The 18860-nt window shown below is 73.4% G+C and carries 19 protein-coding genes and 1 tRNA gene; 11 read left to right on the top strand and 9 right to left on the bottom strand.

What is annotated here, in order from left to right:
- Positions 1 to 10: 10 nt before the first annotated feature.
- Both D459_RS0123310 and D459_RS0123305 read left to right on the top strand, forming a co-directional pair.
- Positions 11 to 997, top strand: a complete 987-nt coding sequence (locus D459_RS0123310) for an NAD(P)H-quinone oxidoreductase (RefSeq protein ID WP_017595421.1) — start codon at positions 11 to 13, stop codon at positions 995 to 997.
- Between the two features lie 41 nt (positions 998 to 1038).
- Positions 1039 to 1590: a bacterial proteasome activator family protein gene (locus D459_RS0123305; RefSeq protein ID WP_040710901.1), complete on the top strand. Its 552-nt coding sequence runs from the start codon at positions 1039 to 1041 to the stop codon at positions 1588 to 1590.
- A gap of 82 nt (positions 1591 to 1672) precedes the next feature.
- Here D459_RS0123305 and serS read toward each other — a convergent pair whose 3' ends face one another.
- Entirely contained in the window at positions 1673 to 2938 is a 1266-nt protein-coding gene (serS, locus tag D459_RS0123300; RefSeq protein WP_017595419.1) for a serine--tRNA ligase, read from the bottom strand.
- An 83-nt stretch (positions 2939 to 3021) separates the two neighbouring features.
- On the opposite strand from serS, the gene D459_RS0123295 reads away from it, so the two are divergent.
- Positions 3022 to 3750: a GNAT family N-acetyltransferase gene (locus tag D459_RS0123295; RefSeq protein ID WP_051065521.1), complete on the top strand. Its 729-nt coding sequence runs from the start codon at positions 3022 to 3024 to the stop codon at positions 3748 to 3750.
- A 220-nt stretch (positions 3751 to 3970) separates the two neighbouring features.
- Here the strand turns inward: D459_RS0123295 and pheA are convergent, their stop codons facing one another.
- The 7 genes from pheA to D459_RS0123260 form a co-directional block, all read right to left on the bottom strand.
- Complete coding sequence (gene pheA, locus D459_RS0123290; RefSeq protein ID WP_017595417.1) at positions 3971 to 4915, bottom strand: prephenate dehydratase; 945 nt, start codon at positions 4913 to 4915, stop codon at positions 3971 to 3973.
- A gap of 10 nt (positions 4916 to 4925) precedes the next feature.
- A complete protein-coding gene (locus D459_RS32490; protein ID WP_051065519.1) occupies positions 4926 to 5489 on the bottom strand; it encodes a DUF4446 family protein in 564 nt (187 codons plus the stop codon).
- A gap of 52 nt (positions 5490 to 5541) precedes the next feature.
- Complete coding sequence (locus D459_RS0123280) at positions 5542 to 6342, bottom strand: glycosyltransferase family 2 protein (protein ID WP_017595415.1); 801 nt, start codon at positions 6340 to 6342, stop codon at positions 5542 to 5544.
- Between the two features lie 10 nt (positions 6343 to 6352).
- Positions 6353 to 6700: an STAS domain-containing protein gene (locus D459_RS0123275; RefSeq protein WP_193790291.1), complete on the bottom strand. Its 348-nt coding sequence runs from the start codon at positions 6698 to 6700 to the stop codon at positions 6353 to 6355.
- A gap of 60 nt (positions 6701 to 6760) precedes the next feature.
- Complete coding sequence (locus tag D459_RS32485) at positions 6761 to 7255, bottom strand: ATP-binding protein (RefSeq protein WP_017595413.1); 495 nt, start codon at positions 7253 to 7255, stop codon at positions 6761 to 6763.
- Between the two features lie 105 nt (positions 7256 to 7360).
- Positions 7361 to 9313, bottom strand: coding sequence for a PAS domain S-box protein (locus D459_RS0123265; RefSeq protein WP_040710898.1), 1953 nt, complete (start codon positions 9311 to 9313; stop codon positions 7361 to 7363).
- A gap of 111 nt (positions 9314 to 9424) precedes the next feature.
- On the bottom strand, positions 9425 to 9757 hold the full coding sequence (locus D459_RS0123260) for a rhodanese-like domain-containing protein (protein ID WP_017595411.1): 333 nt from the start codon (positions 9755 to 9757) through the stop codon (positions 9425 to 9427).
- 70 nt (positions 9758 to 9827) lie between these two features.
- On the opposite strand from D459_RS0123260, the gene D459_RS0123255 reads away from it, so the two are divergent.
- Both D459_RS0123255 and D459_RS0123250 read left to right on the top strand, forming a co-directional pair.
- Positions 9828 to 10304 carry an SSI family serine proteinase inhibitor gene (locus tag D459_RS0123255; protein WP_017595410.1) on the top strand — a complete coding sequence of 159 codons (477 nt, stop codon included), beginning with the start codon at positions 9828 to 9830 and terminating at the stop codon, positions 10302 to 10304.
- Positions 10305 to 10395: 91 nt separating this feature from the next.
- Positions 10396 to 11031: a TetR/AcrR family transcriptional regulator gene (locus D459_RS0123250; protein ID WP_017595409.1), complete on the top strand. Its 636-nt coding sequence runs from the start codon at positions 10396 to 10398 to the stop codon at positions 11029 to 11031.
- A 146-nt stretch (positions 11032 to 11177) separates the two neighbouring features.
- Here the strand turns inward: D459_RS0123250 and D459_RS0123245 are convergent.
- Positions 11178 to 11260: transfer RNA gene (locus D459_RS0123245), tRNA-Leu, on the bottom strand.
- Positions 11261 to 11484: 224 nt separating this feature from the next.
- Here D459_RS0123245 and D459_RS0123240 point away from each other — a divergent pair.
- The 6 genes from D459_RS0123240 to D459_RS0123215 all read left to right on the top strand — a co-directional run bounded on the left by D459_RS0123240 (position 11485) and on the right by D459_RS0123215 (position 18857).
- On the top strand, positions 11485 to 12246 hold the full coding sequence (locus tag D459_RS0123240; protein WP_449289439.1) for an FhaA domain-containing protein: 762 nt from the start codon (positions 11485 to 11487) through the stop codon (positions 12244 to 12246).
- A gap of 338 nt (positions 12247 to 12584) precedes the next feature.
- Positions 12585 to 13067 carry an FHA domain-containing protein FhaB/FipA gene (locus tag D459_RS0123235; protein WP_017595407.1) on the top strand — a complete coding sequence of 161 codons (483 nt, stop codon included), beginning with the start codon at positions 12585 to 12587 and terminating at the stop codon, positions 13065 to 13067.
- Positions 13064 to 14527, top strand: coding sequence for a Stp1/IreP family PP2C-type Ser/Thr phosphatase (locus tag D459_RS0123230; RefSeq protein WP_020380303.1), 1464 nt, complete (start codon positions 13064 to 13066; stop codon positions 14525 to 14527). The genes D459_RS0123235 and D459_RS0123230 overlap by 4 nt, the downstream gene beginning before the upstream one ends.
- The gene (locus D459_RS0123225) at positions 14528 to 15967 is read left to right on the top strand and encodes an FtsW/RodA/SpoVE family cell cycle protein (protein WP_017595405.1); all 1440 of its coding nucleotides are present in this window, start codon (positions 14528 to 14530) and stop codon (positions 15965 to 15967) included.
- Positions 15964 to 17403 carry a peptidoglycan D,D-transpeptidase FtsI family protein gene (locus D459_RS0123220; RefSeq protein ID WP_017595404.1) on the top strand — a complete coding sequence of 480 codons (1440 nt, stop codon included), beginning with the start codon at positions 15964 to 15966 and terminating at the stop codon, positions 17401 to 17403. The genes D459_RS0123225 and D459_RS0123220 overlap by 4 nt, the downstream gene beginning before the upstream one ends.
- A complete protein-coding gene (locus D459_RS0123215) occupies positions 17400 to 18857 on the top strand; it encodes a serine/threonine-protein kinase (RefSeq protein ID WP_017595403.1) in 1458 nt (485 codons plus the stop codon). The genes D459_RS0123220 and D459_RS0123215 overlap by 4 nt, the downstream gene beginning before the upstream one ends.
- Positions 18858 to 18860 lie beyond the last annotated feature (3 nt).

Genomic DNA, 18860 nt, shown 5'->3' with positions numbered 1-18860 from the left:
CGTTCAGGTCATGCACGCGATCGAGATCAGTGGGCCGGGCGGCCCCGACGTCCTGCGGTGGAGCGAGGTGCCCGACCCGGTTCCCGGGGAGGGCGAGGTGCTGCTGGACGTCGCCGCCGCCGGAGTGAACCGGGCCGACGTCAACCAGCGCCAGGGCTCCTACGATCCGCCGCCGGGCGCCTCCCCCTACCCCGGCCTGGAGTGCTCCGGGCGGATCGCCGCGCTGGGGCCCGGCGCAGAGGGCTCCGGCTGGGCGGTCGGCGACCGGGCGTGCGCGCTGCTGACCGGCGGCGGCTACGCCGAGCGGGTCGCCGTCCCCGCCGGGCAGCTGCTGCGCATCCCCGAGGGGGTGGACCCGGCCGAGGCCGCCGCGCTGCCGGAGGTGGCCGCGACGGTGTGGTCCAACGTGTTCATGACGGGCCGGCTCAAGGCCGGCGAGACCCTGCTGGTGCACGGCGGCGGCAGCGGCATCGGCACCTTCGCGATCCAGCTCGCCCGCGCCTTCGGCGCCCGGGTGGTGACCACCGCGGGCAGTGCGGAGAAGCTCCGCCGCTGCCTGGAGCTGGGCGCCGACGCCGCGATCGACTACCGCACCGAGGACTTCCCCGCGCGGGTCAAGGAGGAGACCGGCGGGGCCGGCGCCGACGTGGTGCTGGACATCATGGGCGCCTCCTACCTCGACCCGAACCTGCGGTCGCTGGCCGTGGGCGGCCGGATCGTCGTCATCGGCCTGATGGGCGGCCGCAAGGCCGAGCTGGACCTGGGGCGGATGCTGGTGAAGCGGCTGTCGGTGCACGCGACCACCCTGCGGTCCCGCCCCGCGGCGGAGAAGGCGGGTATCGTCGCGGGCGTGGCGGAGCACGTATGGCCCCTGGTCGACGCGGGGACCGTCCGTCCCGTCATCGACCGGTACCTCCCCCTCCCCCGGGCGGCGGAGGCGCACCGCGTCATGGAGTCGAGCACGCACGTCGGGAAGATCGTGCTCACCACCGCGTGACCCTGTCCCGGGTTCCGATCGTCCACGAGGTGAAGCCTGTGATGAACAGCGGTTTGAACGAAGATCCCAATGGCGGCGGCAGCGGGGAGCAGCACCCGCAGGTGCTGATCGTCGGCGCCGGCGGCCCCGCCGGGGGCGAGCCGGGCGGCGAGGAGGGCGAGCAGCCGCGCCCGCTCAGCGAGATGGTGGAGCAGCCCGCCAAGGTGATGCGGATCGGCAGCATGATCCGCCAGCTGCTGGAGGAGGTGAAGGCCGCGCCGCTGGACGAGGCCAGCCGGGCGCGGCTGCGGGAGATCCACGCCAACTCCATAAAGGAGCTGGAGGACGGCCTGGCCCCGGAGCTCGTCGAGGAGCTGGACCGGCTGACCCTGCCGTTCACCGACGGCAACACCCCCAGCGAGGCCGAGCTGCGGATCGCCCAGGCCCAGCTGGTGGGGTGGCTGGAGGGCCTCTTCCACGGCATCCAGACCACCCTGTTCGCGCAGCAGATGGCGGCGCGGGCGCAGCTGGAGAACATGCGCAAGGCGCTGCCGCAGGGGGCGGTCCGCGGCGAGCAGAGCGGTCCCGCGCAGCCCTCCGGGCCCTACCTGTAGGCCCTACCTGTAGCCGGAGAGCGCGGTGGGGCGGGGCCGGTGACCGGCCCCGCCCCGCTTCCGTTCCGGCCACCTGCCCCGGCTACTTCTTCACCGGCTCCAGGACGTCCCGGCCGACGAAGGGGCGGAGCGCCGCGGGCACCACCACGGACCCGTCGGCCTGCTGGTGGTTCTCCAGGATGGCGACGATCCACCGGGTGGTGGCCAGGGTGCCGTTGAGCGTGGCGGCGAACCGCGGCTTGCCGTCGGCGTCCCGGTAGCGGATGTTCAGCCGCCGCGCCTGGAAGTCGGTGCAGTTGGAGGTGGAGGTGAGCTCCCGGTAGCGGCCCTGGGTGGGCACCCACGCCTCGCAGTCGTACTTGCGCGCGGCGCTGGCGCCCAGGTCGCCGCCGGCGATGTCGACCACCCGGTAGGGCAGCTCCAGCTTGTCCAGCATCTCCCGCTCCCAGGCGAGCAGCCGCAGGTGCTCCTCGTGGGCGTCCTCGGGGCGGGTGTAGACGAACATCTCCACCTTGTTGAACTGGTGCACCCGGATGATGCCGCGGGTGTCCTTGCCGTAGGAGCCGGCCTCCCGGCGGAAGCAGGACGACCAGCCGACGTACCGCTCGGCCAGGCCGTCGGCGTCCAGGATCTCCCCGGAGCGGTAGCCGGCCAGCGGCACCTCCGAGGTGCCCACCAGGTAGAGGTCGTCGGCGGGGAGCCGGTACACCTCGTCGGCGTGCGCGCCGAGGAACCCGGTGCCCTCCATCGTCTCCGGCTTGACCAGCACCGGCGGGATCATCGGGGTGAACCCGTTGGAGACCGCCTGGCGCATCGCCATGTTGAGCAGCCCCAGCTCCAGCATGGCGCCGACGCCGGTGAGGAAGTAGAACCGGGCGCCGGACACCTTGGCGCCGCGGTCGGTGTCGATGGCGCCGAGCATCTCGCCCAGCTCCAGGTGGTCGCGGGGGGTGAAGTCGAACTCGCGGGGCGCGCCGACCTCCTCCAGGACCCGGAAGTCGTCCACGCCGCCCTCGGGGGCGCCCTCCTCGACCAGGTTCGGCACGCCGGACAGCACGCCGTCGAGGTCGGCGGCGATCCGGTCGGCCTCCGCCTCGGCCTCCTTCACCTGGGCGGCCAGGCCCTTGGCCTTGGCGAGCAGCTCCTCCCGCTCCTCCGGGGAGGCCTTGGAGACGGACTTCCCCACGCTCTTCTGCTCGGCGCGCAGCGTCTCGAAGCGGGACAGCGCGGCGCGGCGCGAGGAGTCCAGGTCGAGCAGCCGGTCGACGACGGAGTCGTCTTCCCCTCGGGCGCGCTGCGAGGCGCGGAGTCGGTCAGGGTCGTCGCGGAGAGCACGGAGGTCGATCACGTCTGCAGGCTACCGGCCCCCGGGCACCGCCGCACGGCGATAACCCGTGGCGATCCCACCTGCACCGGAGCACAATGCGGGAGATGGAACTGACCCATTGGCCCCTGTACGGGCTGCGGCTGTGCACGCCCCGGCTGGAACTGCGCCTGCCCGACCTGGCGGAGCTGGACGCGCTGGCCGGCACGGCCGCGCGCGGGGTGCACGAACCCGGCTCCATGCCGTTCGCGTTCCCGTGGACCGACTGCCCGCCCGCCGAGCGCGGGCGGCGGGTGATGGCCCACTTCTGGAAGCTGCTCGGCGAGTGGGACCCGCAGCGGTGGCGGCTCCCGCTGGTGGTGTTCGCCGGCGGCGCCCCGATCGGGATCCAGGAGATCGCCGCGGAGGACTTCGGCCTGGTCCGCGACTTCGACACCGGCTCCTGGCTGGGCCTGGAGCACCACGGGCGGGGGTACGGCACCGAGATGCGCGCCGCCGTGCTGCACCTGGGCTTCGCCGAGCTGGGCGCGGAGACCGCGCGCAGCGCGGCGATGAGCGACAACCCGGCGTCGCTGGCGGTCTCCCGCAAGCTCGGCTACCGGACCAACGGCACCGGGCGGCTCGCGGTCGACGGGCGCCGCCGCGGGGAGGTCCGGCTGCTGCTGGAGCGGGCGGACTGGGAGCGGCACCGCACCGTGCCGGTCCGGGCCGAGGGCGTCTCCCGGTGCCTGGACATGTTCGGCGCGGACGCCGCGGAGGACGGGCCCGGGGAGAGCGGGCCCGGGGAGGACGGATCCGGAGAAGGCACGAAGAATTCCGCCGTGTCCGCGTCATGATCCGCGCCCTGCCCCGTGTCCCCTGGTGAACGAGGAGCCGAAGAGGGGGACGTGCCCGTGATGACGCAGATCTGGCCGGCGAAGGCGCTGAGCGACATGACCGCCGAGGAGCTGCTGGCCGCGCTGGAGCGGCTGGCGGAGGCCGCGCCGAACGACGCCGCGCTGGCCAAGGCGCTCCGCGGCGAGCTGGTGCGGGCCGCGCTGGCGGAGGAGGCCGGGGTCACACCCGTCCGGAGCGGATCTCTTCCAGCCAGCGCGCCGCGGCCCGGTAGTCGGCCTCGGACGCGGTCCGGGACGGCAGGAACGGGGTGAGGTCGGCGCTCTCGTCGGCCCGCGGGTAGCTGCCCAGGAACCGCACGTCCGCGCAGACCCGGCGGAGGCCCATCAGCGCCTCGCCCAGCGCGGCGTCGGCGACGTGCCCGTCGGCGTCCAGGCAGAAGCAGTACCGGCCCAGCCCGTCGCCGGTGGGCCGGGACTCCAGCCGGGTCAGGTTGACCCCGCGCACCGCGAACTGGTCGAGCAGCTCGGCCAGGGCCCCGGCGTGGTCGTCGGCGAGGAAGACCACCAGCGAGGTGCGGTCCGCGCCGGTGGGCGCGGGCAGCGGCCCGGGCCGGGACAGCTGCACGAAGCGGGTGGCGGCGTCGGCGCGGTCGCCGATGCCGGAGGCGAGCGGCACCAGGCCGTAGCGCTCCCCGGCGATGCGCGCGCAGATCGCCGCGTCGTAGGGGGCGCCGGGCTCGGCCACCGCCTGCGCCGCGGCCGCCGTGGACGACACGGTGTGCGCCTCGGCGTCCGGCAGGTTCGCGGCCAGCCAGCGGCGGCACTGGGCCAGCGCGTGCGGGTGCGTGGCGACCCGCTTGACCCCGGCCGCGTCGGTGCCCTCCCGGGCGAACAGGGTGAACTCCACCGGGACCGCGACCTCGGCGGTGATCAGCAGCGGCTCGCCGTTGATCAGCTCGGCCATGGTGGTGGGGACGCCGCCCTCCACCGAGTTCTCCAGCGGCACCACCCCGGTGGCCGCCTCCCCGCGGCGCACCGCGCCGAAGACCGCGTCGACGCCGGCACAGGGGACGAGGTCCCCGGTGTCGGCGTCGGGCAGCAGCGCGCGCAGGGCGGCTTCGGTGAAGGTCCCCTCAGGGCCGAGATAGGCGTGGCGGTTCCGCATGTCCTGCAGGTTATACCCGGGGCGGCGTCGCTTCCCGGGCTTCGGCGCGGGGTTCCTCCCGCGCCTCGGGGCGGGGCGCCTCCCCGGCCTCGGCGCGGGGCCGGGGCGCCAGCGGCCGCACCGCCGCCGGGGGCTCCTCCGGCTCCTCGGCCGGCGCCGGGAAGGCGGCGCCGACGCCGGCCCCGGGTCCGCGGCCCAGCCGGGCCGAGCGGATCGCCCGGTACTCCTCCGGGGAGAGGGCCTCCTCGGAGCGGCCCGCCTCGATGAGCTTGGCGTAGGTCCGCGACTCGGTCCGGCCGTTGATCGAGGTGACCACGACGCCGTCGCCCGCCGCGTCCAGCAGCGCCAGGGAGAACGAGCGGGCCCCGGACATCTCCTCCAGCGCGTCGTAGCGCACCAGGCCGACGTCGCGCACCGCCCGCGGATCGACGCCGCCCGACTCCGGGAGTATCCGGCGGACCACCGCCTCGCATTCGTGGATCGTCTTGCGCATGTTCAGCACTGCCCAGCCGCCGACGGCGAGACCGCACACTCCCGCCACCAGCCCGAGCACCGCGAGGATCGTAGTGAGCACGCTGCGACCCTACCGCCACGGAGCGCAGCGAAAGGGGCGCCTTCGCCGGGTTCTACGGCGACTTTGCCCGATCTTGCTTGATCTTTCGGGAAACCGACACCGCGCCCCGGCGCAGGGCGGATCCGATCCCCCGCGCGGCCAGCGCCCGGCCCACGTCGGCGAACTGCCGCGCGCGGTGCAGCTGGGCGCGGAGGTCGGTGCCGGTGGCCCGGTGCTCCATCGGCACCTCCACCTCCACCACCCGGCCGCCGCCGCGCAGCACGTCGATGGTGAGGCCGGTCTCCACCCCGAAGCCGGGGGCCAGCGGGAGCGCCGACCGGAACGCCTCCCGGGTGATGCAGCGCTGCCCGCTGAGCGGCTGCTCCGGCTCCCATTCGGTGGCCCGGCGGATGCCCTCGCGGGCCAGCCGCACCACGAAGCCGTGCCCGCCGAGCCGCAGCCGGGTGGCGGGGAACAGCGCGATGGACATGTCCGCCTCGCCCGCGGCGACCGGGCCGATCAGCGGCGCCGCCGCGGAGGCGGTGGCGCCCAGGTCGGCGTCGAGGAAGAGCAGGTGCCGGTGGGGCCGGCCGCCCTCGCGCCCCTCCTCCAGGAGCCGGACGGCCTCCGCGCCGCTCTGCATGGCGGCGCCCTTGCCCCGGTTGCGCCCGTGCCGGAGCACCCGGGCGCCGGCGTCCCGGGCGACCTCCGCGGTCGCGTCGGCGGAGCCGTCGTCGACCACGACGACCAGGTCCGCTCCGGGGAGCCCGCGGGCCGCGTGGACGGTGGCGCCGATCCGGCGCGCCTCGTCCTTGGCCGGGATGATCACCGCGATGCCGGGGCCGCGCCCCGGGCCGCCGACCGCCGCCGCCATCGCGGGGCGGCTAGCGGGGGGAGCCGGCGAGCGGCAGCCCGTCGGCGGAGTCCCGGATGGTGAAGACCGCGTCCAGGCCGGTGACCTCGAGGATCTTCATCACCGCCGGGCGCGGGGCGATGAGTTCGAGATCGCCGCCCTTCTCCCGGGAGCGCTTCATCGCAGACAGCAGCACGTTCATGCCGGTGGAGTCGCAGAACTCCACCCGGGACATGTCCACCACCAGCCGGCGGGCGCCGTCGTCCAGCGCACCGACCAGTTCGCCGTGCAGCTGCGGGGCCGTGTAAAGGTCGATCTCACCGCGGACGGTCACCAATGCGTGACCCGCGTGAGACTCGCTTGAGATCTTCAACTCCACAGTCGTGACTGTAGCGGCACAGCGCGTGCCTGGCCACCTGGTCACGGGTGTTTCGCCGGATCACCCGGACATCGCTCGCGTACGGGAGGTTCCGATCCCGGCGGCGGGGGCTCCGGTCCGCTCCACGGCCCGGCCGGGCTCCTCCACCGACACCCGGAGCACCGCCCAGACGGTGGTCGACCCGTCCTCCACCTCGGTCCCCCAGCGCTCCGCCAGGTGCTCCACGATGCCCAGCCCGCGGCCGCCCAGCGCGGACAGCGAGGGCCGCGCGATCCGCGGCAGGGTCGACGCGCCGCCGTCCCGCACCGAGACCTCCAGCACCGCCCCCGCCTCGTCGGAATCCAGCCGCCAGGCGACCTGGACCCGGTCGGGGGGAAAGGGGGCGGGCAGCGGTGCGGCGTGCCGCAGCGCGTTGCTCAGCAGTTCGCTCACCACCAGGGCCGCGTCGCCGACCGACCCGGCCCCGAGGCCGTCCGCCTCCAGGTCCGAGCAGAGCCGCTGCCGCGCACCGGTGACGCTCGACGGCGTGCACGGGACCAGTACCGTCCTCGCCATGCCTTCTCCCGTTCCGCCGGTATTGCGCTCGCCGGCGTCGGGCAAAGCGCAGGTCTCGAAAACCACCAGGGCCGAAATGCCCCGATCCGCTCCCGAGGAAACACCTCACCTCGGCCGATCCCCCCGGCCGTCCGCCTCCGGCCTGGTTCCGGACGGGCCTGAAACGCCGCTCCCTCCGGCTTCTGCGGACGGCGGGCGGGCGCCCGGCCCGCCCCGGTGTAATGTGAATCTCATCCGGGTGACCCCGTCCGCGGTGGCCCCGGTGACGTCGCCGCCCTGCGCCCGCGCCAGCCGGCGCACGATGTAGAGGCCCAGCCCGATCCCGCCGAACCGGCGCCGGTCCCCCGCCTCCCCCTGGACGAACCGCCCGAAAATGCGCTCCTCGTCCCCGGGCGCGATGCCGACGCCCTCGTCCTCCACCGCCACCACCAGGCGGCCGCCCTCCTCCCGGGCGCGGACCAGCACCCGGCCGCCGTCCGGCGAGTACTTGAACGCGTTCTCCAGCAGCTGCCCGACGATCACGTCGGTGGCCACCGGGTCGCCCAGCGCCGGCGGCAGCCCTTCGGGGACGTCCAGCAGCAGGGTGTGCCGGGCCGAGGCCGCGTCGAACGCCGCCGCCGTCTCCCGGAGCAGCCGGCGCAGGTCGAACGGGCCCGCCCCGACGCTCAGCTCGCCGCTGCGCGCGGCCGACCCGATCAGCAGGTTCTCCACCAGCCGGGCCAGGGTCCCGGACCGCTCGGCGATGGTGCGCACCGCGTCCCTGCGGGCCGCCTCGTCCAGCCGGTCCCAGCGCTGCACCAGGGTCCCGGCGAACCCCTGCACCACCGTCACCGGGGTGCGCAGCTCGTGCCCGGCCGTCGCCATGAAGAGGTCCTTCTCCTCCTCCAGCTGCTTGGCCTGGGTGATGTCGCGGAAGTCCACCACCCGCTCGCCGGTGCCGGGCACCCCGGTCACCAGGATCTCCAGCCAGCGGCCGCAGTCCAGCCGGTGCCGGAGCGGCTCGGCGGCCGCCCCGGGCAGCGGGAACGGCGGCGGCCGGCCCGCCACCGCCTCCTGCGAGCAGCCGGTGAGCTCCGCGGCGGCCCGGTTCCAGGTGCGCACCCGGCCGGCCTCGTCCAGCAGCGCGATCCCGTCCGCGCTGGAGTCGACCACCGCCTGACCCTGCGCCCGCCGGCGCACCATCTCCTGGTAGGCCAGCGCGTTGCCGAGCGCCACCCCGGCGTGCCCGGCGAGCAGCTCCAGCAGCTCCAGCTCGACGTGGCCCACCTTGCGCCCGCTGTACAGCGCGTACAGCGCGCCGTAGGGCCGCCCCTGGACGCTGGACACCCCCAGCGCGATGGTGTGCAGGCCGTCCAGGTCGGCCCAGATCAGGTCGTCCAGCGACCGGTCGTCCTCGGTGGCCAGCAGCACGGTCCGGCCGCTGCCCAGCAGCTCGCCGAAGAGGCTGCCGTCCAGCGGCGCGGTGTAGCCCTTCAGGTGCTCGGAGAGCCGGGTGAGGCTGACCAGGCGCAGCCGGTCCCCTTCGATCAGCACGAAGCCGCCGGCGTCGGCGCCGGTCAGCTCGGTCAGGCTGCGCGCGATCCGGTCCAGCACCGCGTCCAGGTCCAGGTCGGCGCTGATGTCGGCGACGACGTCGTTGAGCCGGCGCACCAGCCGGGCCCGCTCCACCAGGTGCGAACCGGGCGCGGTGCCGTCCCTGCGCTGCCGGAAGACGTGCGTCCAGCCGACCTCGGTGCCGTCCCGGTCGCGCAGGAAGGAGGTGTCCACCTGCACGTCGATGAGGACGCCGTCGCGGCGCATCCGGCGGCTGACGATGGAGACCGTGCCGCCCTGGCGCGCCCGCTCCAGCACGGCGTGCGTCTCGGCGAGCAGCTCCGCCGGGACGATCGGGGCGGGGGAGCCGAGCACGTCCCGTTCTCTCCAGCCGAACAGCCGCTCGGCCGCCGGGTTCCACGTGGTGACGCGGAACTCGGTGTCCACCGCGACGATCGCGTCGGCGGAGAGGGCCACCACCGCCTCGGCGCTCGGCCCCCGGGGTTGAGGGGTCACGAACGCCATCGTGCCACCGCGGGCGCCGTCCGGGGCGCCCTTCACCGATGATCTTGACGTTGCGGCCCCGTCAGAGCGCTCTGACGGGGCCGCAACGTCAAGATCATCGGTGGGCGGTGCTCAGGCCACCCGGGGCTCCGCGCCGCCGTCGGCGGTCATCGGCCGCCCGGTCAGCGCCCAGGCCTGCATCCCCCCGGCCACGTTGGCGGCGCGCCAGCCCGCCTCGTTCAGCGCCTGCACCGCCTGGGCCGAGCGGCCCCCGACCCGGCACACCACATAGACCTGGCGGTCCCGCGGGATCTCGCCGGCGCGCTGCGCCAGCTCGCTCAGCGGGATGTGCACCGCCTGCGGAGCGCGGCCCGCCGCCCACTCGTCCTGCTCGCGAACGTCCAGCAGGTATCCGTCATCCGGAACCGTGCTGACCTCCACGACCGGAACGCTCTCTTCGAACACCGGGACCTCTCCTCATCCGACTTTCCGTTGCACCGGGGAACCGCCCTGTGGCGCCCCGCGTCCAAAGGTTATGCGCACGCAGATCAGAGCGACCGCGCTGGCCCGCTCGTCAGCGCTCGCGGCCGTGCTGCTCGCGGCCGCGGCGTGCGGCGGCGGCTCCACGGAGGTCGCGGCACCCGCAGACGACCCGTCCACCGTCCCCTCCGAATCCCCCGCACCCGAGACCGAACTGTCCATCGAGATCGACTACCGGGACGACGCCGGTGCGGGCGAGACGCCCGAGCCGAAGTCCTGGACGCTGACCTGCTCGCCGGCCGGCGGCGACCACCCCGACCCGGAGGCCGCCTGCGCCGCCCTGGAAGAGGTCGGCGCCGAGGGCTTCGAGGAGGTCCCGGAGGACGCGATGTGCACCCACATCATGGGCGGCCCGGAGACCGCCAGCGTCACCGGGCACCTCGGCGGCACCGACATCGACACCGAGTTCAACAAGGCCGGCGGCTGCGAACTGGACCGCTACGACGGGATGGGCGCCGTCCTGGCGCCCTGACCCCGGCGCGGCCCCGCCCGTCGGGGCCGCGTCCCGGCCCTCTCTGGAACGAGACGGTCCGCACCGTCTCCCGTTTGGTAGGTTCGCCGCCATGGCAGCCCAGCGCAGAACCCGCCCCGACGCGACGCGGCGCAGCGAGTCGTCCCGGCGGGCGATCCTCACCGCCGCCTTCGACCTGGTCGGCGAGGTCGGCTACCACCGGCTGAGCATCGAGGGCATCGCCGCCCGCGCCGGGGTCGGCAAGCAGACCATCTACCGCTGGTGGCCGTCGAAGGGCGCGGTGCTCTTCGACGCCTTCCTGATGCTCTCCGAAGGGGGCGGGACCGGCGCCGGGGGCGGCGGCCTGCCGGACACCGGGGACATCGAGGCCGACCTCAAGTCCGTGCTGCACGCCACCGTCGCCGAGACCGAGGACCCGCTCTTCGAGGGCCCGCTCCGCGCGCTGTCCATCGAGATCGCCGGCGACCCCGCGCTGGCCGGGGTCTACGCCGAGCGGCTCGGGGGGCCGCTGCGCGAGATGAAGCGGGAGCGGCTGCGCTCCGCCCAGCGGGCCGGGCAGCTCCCCGCCGATCTGGACCTGGACATCGCCATCGACCTGATCTGGTCCCCGGTGTTCCAGCGCTGGCTGTACCGGACCGAGCCGCTCACCCGGGAGTACACCGACCGGGTGGTGGAGGCGGTGCTGCGCGGACTCGGCGCGACCGGCATCGGCCATCCGCGGAGCTGATCCGGCGGGCCCGCGGGAAACCGGCGCCATTGTCCGGGCGCCCCGGAAAGCACCGCCGCGGGCGCCCTGGCCGGAAGTGCGAAAAACCCCTGCGGCCCCGGATTCCTCCGGGGCCGCAGGGGTCGAATCACTTCGGTACTGCAGAGTGGGCGAGGAGGGATTTGAACCCTCACGTCCTTTCGGACACACGGACCTGAACCGTGCGCGTCTACCGTTCCGCCACCCGCCCGGGTGACTTGCATATAGTCTGTCGCCTGCATGTGGCCCGGATTCCCCCGTGCCGTCCGCTTGGCGACATGGATAAGGCTAGCACGGTCCCGGGACCGCTCGTGCACACCTTTTTTCCGGCCCGATGCCCTCCCCCGGGGGCGCAAGGGGGACGCGGGTGAAACAGAGGACGCGGATACCCGGTTACGATCGTTCTAGACCGGAGTGGAGTAAGGGAGGTACCTCGTGGGAGTGCTCCAACGCTTCGAGCGCCGCCTTGAAGGCATGATCGAAGGCACCTTCGCGCGGGCCTTCAAGTCCAAGTTGGAGCCCGTCGAGATCGCCAGCGCCGTGCAGCGGGAGATGGACGAGCGCGCGGCCATCGTGGCCCAGGGACGGACCCTGGTGCCCAACGACTTCATCGTCGAGCTGTCCGCGGGCGACAGCGAGCAGATGGACGCCATGGCCGACAGCATCGGCCAGGAGCTGGCCAAACTGGCCCGCGACTACGCGACCGAGCAGGGCTACTCCTTCGTCGGACCGGTGCGGGTGCACTTCTCGTCCGACGCGGAGCTGCAGACCGGCCGGTTCCGGATCCGCTCCGGGGTGGTGCGCGGCTCCACCGTGGAGAGCGGGGAGATCCGCCAGCCCGTCGGCGAGCCCCCGCGGGACAGCGCCCCCAGCCCGGGCCGGCCCCGGCTGCTCATCTCCCCCGGCGGGGCCACCCAGGAGGGCAGCGCCGCCAGCCAGGGCATGCAGCAGTCCTACGAACTCAACACCCCGGTCACCCTGCTCGGCCGCGGTACCGACTGCGACCTGCGCCTGGTGGACAACGGCGTCTCCCGGCACCACGCCGAGATCCGGATCGAGGACGACGACGCGGTCCTGGTCGACCTGGGGTCCACCAACGGCACCTTCGTCAACGGCCAGCAGGTGCGCCGGGCCGGCCTGGTCGACGGGACCCGGATCAGCCTCGGCCGCACCACCATGACGTTCCGCCGCGACTGAGGCCGCGGCCTCAAGGCCTCACTCCGGACAATCCCCCGAGCCGCCCCGGAATCTCCGTGATCCGGGGCGAACCGAAACCGCCCCCTCGACGTCTGAGGGGGCGGACTCGTCCAGGCGAGTTCCGCAGAGCACCGCCCCGCACCCGCGGGGCGGACCCAGGAGAGCAGCAGCGACGGACGAACGCGGGCCGGCAGCGCCCCACCAGGGGCGGCGCCGATGCGCACCGGATCCGTTGGGCTTTTCCCCGCCGATCTCCTAGGGTTCGAGCCGAGAGAACGCGGTGGCGGCGCCGACCCGGTCCGCCCGCCAGAGCACGACAGGGGCTGAAGAACAGTTCGATGTCCGACTTGACCCTCATGCTGATCAAGCTCGTCTACCTGGCGGTGCTTTGGCTGTTCGTCATCATGGCGGTCGGTGTCATCCGCACCGATCTTCTCGGCCCCTCCACCAAGGGCAAGAGCAAGAAGCCCAAGCGGCCCGCCCCCCGGCGCTCCTCCCCCGCGCCCCGCGCCCCCCGGGGTCGGCGCAACGAGCCGCGCACGCTCGTCGTCACCAAGGGGTCGCTCGCCGGAACCTCCCTCGACCTCACCTCGCAACCGATCGTCATCGGCCGCGCCAAGGACTGCACGCTCGTCATCAGCGACGACTACGCCTCCGGTCGGCACGCCCGGGTCTTCTCCGACCAGGGCAAGTGGATCGTTGAAGACCTCGGCTCGACGAACGGCACCTACCTGGGCCAGCAGCGGCTGACCCACCCCCAGCCCATCTCGGTGGGGCAACCCATCCGCATCGGCAAGACCGTCCTGGAACTGCGCAAATGACAATCGCTCTCCGATACGCGGCGTACTCCGACGTAGGATGCCTCCGCGAAGGCAACGAAGACTCCGCCTACGCCGGCCCGTACCTCCTCGCGGTCGCCGACGGGATGGGCGGACATGCGGGCGGGGAGATCGCGAGCGCGATCGCCATCTCGACCCTCATGCCGCTCGATGACGACGTGACCACCGCCGAGGAGATGACGGGGTCCCTCCTCAGAGCCGTCGAGACCGCCAACGGCACCCTCGCCCAGCGGGTCCGCGAAGAGCCCCGGCTGGAGAACATGGGCACCACCCTGACCGCGATGCTGTGGTCCGGCTCCCGGGTGGCCCTGGTCCATGTCGGCGACTCCCGCGCCTACCTGCTGCGCGGCGGGGAGTTCGGGCAGATCACCCACGACCACACCCTGGTGCAGACCCTGGTGGACGAGGGCAAGATCACCGAGGAGGAGGTGGCCACCCACCCGCAGCGCTCCCTCCTGCTGCGCGCGCTGGACGGCCGCAGCCAGGTCGACCCGGACATCTCGGTCAGCGAGGCCGCCGTCGGCGACCGCTACCTGCTCTGCTCCGACGGTCTGTCCGGCGTGGTCAGCGCCGAGACGATCAAGGAGACGCTGCTCGCCGAGGGCAGCCCGGAGGCGGCCGCCCGGCGCCTGATCGACCTGGCCAACCGGGGCGGCGGGCCGGACAACATCACCGCGGTGATCGCCGACGTCATCGACAGCGCGACCGACCAGGGCGGCCCCACCCAGGAGACGTTCCTGGTCGGCGCCGCCGACCAGCGCCGGGAGCCGGTGATGACCCCGGACACCCCGGCCGGCCGGGCGCAGAACCTCAACCAGCGGGCCGGCGACACCGCCGAGATGGACCGCGTCCCCAACCTCCGCTCCCCCGCCCCGCCGCCCCCCGCCGACGAGGACGACGAGCCGGAGCAGCGCACCCGCCGCTGGTGGCCGATGGTCCTGGTGTTCCTCGCCGTGGTGGCGGTGGTGGCCGGCGCCGGCTACTACTTCGCCTCCTCCTACATCGGCAGCCAGTACTTCATCGCGCCCACCCCCGACGACCGCAACGTCGCGGTCTACAACGGCGTCAACACCGACATCGCCGGGTTCAGCCTGGCCGACCTGGACGAGGCCACCGACATCCCGCTGGACTCGCTCCCGGAGAACCAGCGCAACCTGATCGCCGAGGGCCTGGAGGTCGACGACCGGGCCGCCGCCGACGAGCGGATCGAGGCGCTGCGCGCCGAGGCCGAGAAGTGCGCGGACGACCCCGAGTGCAGCGGGCAGGGCGGGGCGCAGAACGACAAGAGCGGCACCGCCACGGAGTCCGGGGAGCGGGGCGGCTCCGGCTCCCAGGAGCCCGGTTCCCAGGAGGGCCCGCAGGGCGCGGTGCCCGGTGAGGCCCCCCAGGAGCAGGCCCCGGCCGGCGGCGCCGAGCAGCCGGCGACCGGCGGGGAGGGGTAGATGAGCGCTCCCGTCCCCAACCGGCCGCTGCCCCCGGTCAAGCGGCGCAACGCCGAGCTCGTGATGACGCTCATGGCGATCGGGCTCACCCTGTTCGCCATGATCGAGGCCGGCCTCACCCGGAACGGGGAGATGCCGCCCAGCCTCTTCCTGTACGGGGCGCTCTTCGGCGGGCTGGCGATCCTGGCGCACGTGTTCATCCGGTTCTTCGCGCCCTGGTCCGACCCGCTGCTGCTGCCGATCGGCACCCTGCTCAACGGGCTCGGCCTGGCGATGCTGTGGCGGCTCTTCGAGGCGACCGGCGACACCTCCAACGGCAGCGCGATGAGCCAGCTCATCCTGACCGCGGCCAGCATGGCCGTGTTCGCGGGGATCATCTTCTTCCTGAAGGAACCCCGGATCCTGCAGCGCTACCCCTACATCACCGCGCTCTCCGCGGTGTTCCTGCTGCTGCTGCCGCTGATCCCCGGCCTCGGCATGACGATCAACGGCGCCCGCCAGTGGGTCAACCTCGGGTTCACCTCGCTGCAGCCCTCGGAGTTCGCCAAGATCGCCCTGGTGATCTTCCTGTCCGGCTACATGGTGAGCAAGCGCGACGTGCTCTCCCTGGCCGGCAAGCAGGTCAAGATCGGCCGGTTCAAGGTCCTCGCCCTGCCGCGGATGCGCGACATGGCGCCGATGGCCCTCATGTGGGGCTTCTGCATCATCGTCCTGGTCATCCTGATGAACGACCTGGGCACCTCGCTGCTGCTGTTCGGCACCTTCCTGGCGATGATCTACGTGGCCACCCACCGGTCGTCGTGGATCGCCATCGGGCTGGTCGCCTTCTTCGGCGCCTGCGCCCTGCTCTACCCGTTCGTCTCGCACTTCCGGGTCCGCATGGTGACCTGGCTGGACGCGTTCAACCCCGAGGTGTACTGCACCGACCAGTTCCTCAACGACCCCAACGCCTTCTGCACCACCTCCGGCACCAGCCAGCAGCTGGTCAAGGGCCTGTTCGCGCTCGCCCAGGGCGGCCTGACCGGGGCCGGGCTGGGCGGCGGGCAGCCGGGCTACGTGCCCGAGGTGCAGAACGACTTCATCTTCACCGCGTTCGGTGAAGAGCTCGGCCTGACCGGCCTGATGGTGATGCTGCTCGCGCTGGCGCTCCTGGTCGAGCGGGGCATGCGCATCGCGCTGGCGGCCAAGGAGCTGTTCATCAAGATGTTCGCCTCGGGCATCTCCTTCCTCATCGCCTTCCAGACCTTCGTGGTCATCGGCGGCGTCACCCGGGTCATCCCGATGACCGGTGCGACCATCCCGTTCGTGGCGAAGGGCGGTTCGGCCCTGCTGTCCAGCTGGATCATGCTCGCCCTGCTCATGCGGATGAGCAACAACGCCCGCAAACCCGCCCCGCAGTCGATCCAGGATGAGGGCGCCACCCAGGTGATCTCCCGATGAACAAGCCGATCCGCCGCCTCGCCTTCTTCGCCATGGCGCTGTTCGGCGTGCTCCTGGTCAACGTCAGCTACATCCAGGTGTTCCAGGCCGAGTCGCTCCGCGAGCACCCGTTCAACAACCGGCAGTACGCCAACCAGCTGACCCAGCCGCGCGGCCCGATCCTGGTGGGCAGCGAGGAGGTCGCCTTCTCCGAGCCGCTCGGCGAGGAGGAGGACGACAAGTACCAGCGGAAGTACCCCGCGGGCGGGCTCTACGCCCACCTGGTGGGCACCTTCCCGGTGCGCGGCGAGGGCATCGAGACCCGGCAGAACGCGCTGCTGGAGGGGTCCGACGAGCGCCTGGTGGTGCGGAACTTCATCGACAGCCTCACCGGCAAGGAGCACCAGGGCGCCAGCGTCGAGCTGACCCTGTCGGCCAAGGCCCAGGAGGCCGCCCAGGCCGCCTTCGAGGAGCTGGGCAAGAACGGCGCGGCCGTCGCCCTGGACCCGGAGACCGGCGCGGTGCTCGCCTCCTACTCCAACCCGACCTTCGACCCCAACGCGGTCAGCAGCGTCACCGACGCCGAGGCGGCCAACACGGCCTGGACCGACTACGAGGCCGACGAGAACAAGCCGCTGCTGAACCGGGCGCTCAACGAGCGCTACCCGCCGGGCTCCACCTTCAAGCTGGTCACCGCGGCGGCGGCGCTGGAGAACGGCGCCACCCCGGAGTCCACCATGGACGCCCCCGCCACCCTGGACCTGGGCGTGCCGCTGCCCAACGCCTGGGGCGGGCCGTGCAACGGCGGCGACCCGGACACGCTGGCGCACTCCATCGAGCGCTCCTGCAACACCTCCTTCGCCAACTGGGCGATCGAGCTCGGCGCCGACAAGATGACCGAGCAGGCGGAGAAGTTCGGCTTCAACGGGGAGGAGATGGCGATCCCGCTCCCGGTGACCGGCAGCCTCTACCCCACCGAGGACGACCGCAACACCCTCGGCCGCTCCGGCATCGGCCAGGCCAACGTCGAGGCGACCCCGCTGCAGATGGCCATGGTCGCCGCCGGCATCGCCAACGACGGCGACGTCATGAAGCCGTACCTGGTGGAGTCGGTGAAGGACTCGGACCTGTCCGAGATCGAGGGGCACACCCCCGAGACGCTGAGCACCGCGGTGAGCGCCAAGAGCGCCGAGGACCTGACCCAGATGATGATCGGGGTGACCGAGGGCGCGGAGGCCTCCGGTCCCGGGGGCGCCATCCCCGGCATGCAGGTGGCCGGCAAGACCGGTACCGCCGAGACCGCCAGCGGGCCGACGCACAACTGGTTCGTCTCCTTCGCACCCGCCGACGACCCGCAGGTCGCGGTCGCGGTCGTGGTGGAGCACGGCGGCGGCAGCGGCGGAACGCTCGCCGCTCCCATCGCCAAGCGGATCATGGAAGCTGTGATCGACCAGTGACCGACAACGACTCCGGCGCCGGGGAGCGCAGCGGGCCGTCCGGCGATCTGCTCAGCGGCCGCTACCAGCTCGACGAGCAGATCGGCTCGGGCGGGATGGGCACCGTGTGGCGCGCCACCGACACCATCCTGAACCGGCCGGTCGCGGTGAAGCTGCTGCACCCGGCGCAGATGGCCGAGCCGACCGCGCGCGAGCGGTTCCGCACCGAGGGGCGGATCACCGCCGGCCTGTCCCATCCGGGCATCGCCCAGGTCTACGACTACGGCGAGCAGGGCGACCGCGCGTTCCTCATCATGGAGCTGGTCCTCGGCGAGACGCTGTCGTCCATCCTGAAGCGCAACGACGGCCTGGAGCCCGGCGCGACCCTGGACATCCTCGCCCAGTCCGCCGCGGCGCTCGCCTCCGCGCACGGGCGCGGGGTGGTGCACCGGGACATCAAGCCGGGCAACCTGATGGTCACCGACGACGGCACGGTCAAGCTCACCGACTTCGGCATCGCCCGCGGCGAGCACTCGGTCACCCTGACCCAGACCGGCATGGTGATGGGCACCGCCCAGTACATCTCGCCGGAGCAGGCCTCCGGCCGGCCGGCCACCTACGCCTCGGACATCTACGCGCTGGGCGTGGTGGCCTACGAGTGCCTGGCCGGGCAGCCGCCGTTCACCGCGGACAGCCCGATCGCGCTGGCACTGGCGCACACCCGGGAGCCCCCGCCGCCGCTGCCCGACTCGCTTCCGCCGCAGCTCGTCGAGCTGGTGGAGACGATGCTGGCCAAGGCGCCGGACGACCGGCCGGAGTCGGCCGGCGAGGTCGCCCGGGTCGCCCAGCTGCTGCGCAGCGCCGCCAACGACGACCTGGGCGCCACCACGGCGATGGACCTCACCGACCCGACCAGGACCGTTCTGGGCGGCGGCGGGCCGATCACCGCCGCCCAGCGGAAGGGCACCGCCGCCGCCACCGAGGAGCAGGGCGGGGGGCCCGCGCCCGCGACCCGGCGCGGCGGCCGGCCGAGCCTGCCGATGGTACTGGCCGCGGTGGTCGCCGCCGTCGCGGTGGTCATCGGGGTGGCCTGGGCCGGCTCGCAGTTCGGCGGCGACGGGCAGAACGGCCAGCCGGTCGGCAACGAGCAGAGCCCCTCACCGTCCAGCACCCCGTCGGCCACCCGCGGCGAGGAGGAGGCGCCCGACGAGGACGCCGTCGACGAGGACACCGGCGGCGGCGGGTACATTCCGGATACGGGCGGCGAGCCGCCGCCGCCGATCGAGGACCAGCCGACCACCCCCGAGACCCCGGCCGTGCCGGACCCCGGCGAGACCCCCGACCCCGGCGGCGACCCGGGGACCGAGGAGCCGCCGCCCCCGGGCAGCACGGAGGAGCCCGGCAACGGCGGCGGCGGTGGCGGCGGGACCGGCCCTGGCGAAGGGGAGAACCCGGGAGACGACGACGGAGCTTGATCC

The organism is Nocardiopsis potens DSM 45234 (genome assembly GCF_000341105.1).
Taxonomy (GTDB): domain Bacteria; phylum Actinomycetota; class Actinomycetes; order Streptosporangiales; family Streptosporangiaceae; genus Nocardiopsis_A; species Nocardiopsis_A potens.
This window is presented reverse-complemented; position numbering and strand designations above follow the sequence as displayed.

Coding starts and splice junctions, on each gene's coding strand:
- D459_RS0123310 (WP_017595421.1), top strand. CDS start 11: ATGCACGCGATCGAGATCAGTGGGCCGGGCGGCCCCGACGTCCTGCGG.
- D459_RS0123305 (WP_040710901.1), top strand. CDS start 1,039: ATGAACAGCGGTTTGAACGAAGATCCCAATGGCGGCGGCAGCGGGGAG.
- D459_RS0123295 (WP_051065521.1), top strand. CDS start 3,022: ATGGAACTGACCCATTGGCCCCTGTACGGGCTGCGGCTGTGCACGCCC.
- pheA (WP_017595417.1), bottom strand. CDS start 4,915: ATGCGGAACCGCCACGCCTATCTCGGCCCTGAGGGGACCTTCACCGAA.
- D459_RS0123280 (WP_017595415.1), bottom strand. CDS start 6,342: ATGGCGGCGGCGGTCGGCGGCCCGGGGCGCGGCCCCGGCATCGCGGTG.
- D459_RS32485 (WP_017595413.1), bottom strand. CDS start 7,255: ATGGCGAGGACGGTACTGGTCCCGTGCACGCCGTCGAGCGTCACCGGT.
- D459_RS0123265 (WP_040710898.1), bottom strand. CDS start 9,313: ATGGCGTTCGTGACCCCTCAACCCCGGGGGCCGAGCGCCGAGGCGGTG.
- D459_RS0123255 (WP_017595410.1), top strand. CDS start 9,828: ATGCGCACGCAGATCAGAGCGACCGCGCTGGCCCGCTCGTCAGCGCTC.
- D459_RS0123250 (WP_017595409.1), top strand. CDS start 10,396: ATGGCAGCCCAGCGCAGAACCCGCCCCGACGCGACGCGGCGCAGCGAG.
- D459_RS0123235 (WP_017595407.1), top strand. CDS start 12,585: ATGTCCGACTTGACCCTCATGCTGATCAAGCTCGTCTACCTGGCGGTG.
- D459_RS0123230 (WP_020380303.1), top strand. CDS start 13,064: ATGACAATCGCTCTCCGATACGCGGCGTACTCCGACGTAGGATGCCTC.
- D459_RS0123225 (WP_017595405.1), top strand. CDS start 14,528: ATGAGCGCTCCCGTCCCCAACCGGCCGCTGCCCCCGGTCAAGCGGCGC.
- D459_RS0123220 (WP_017595404.1), top strand. CDS start 15,964: ATGAACAAGCCGATCCGCCGCCTCGCCTTCTTCGCCATGGCGCTGTTC.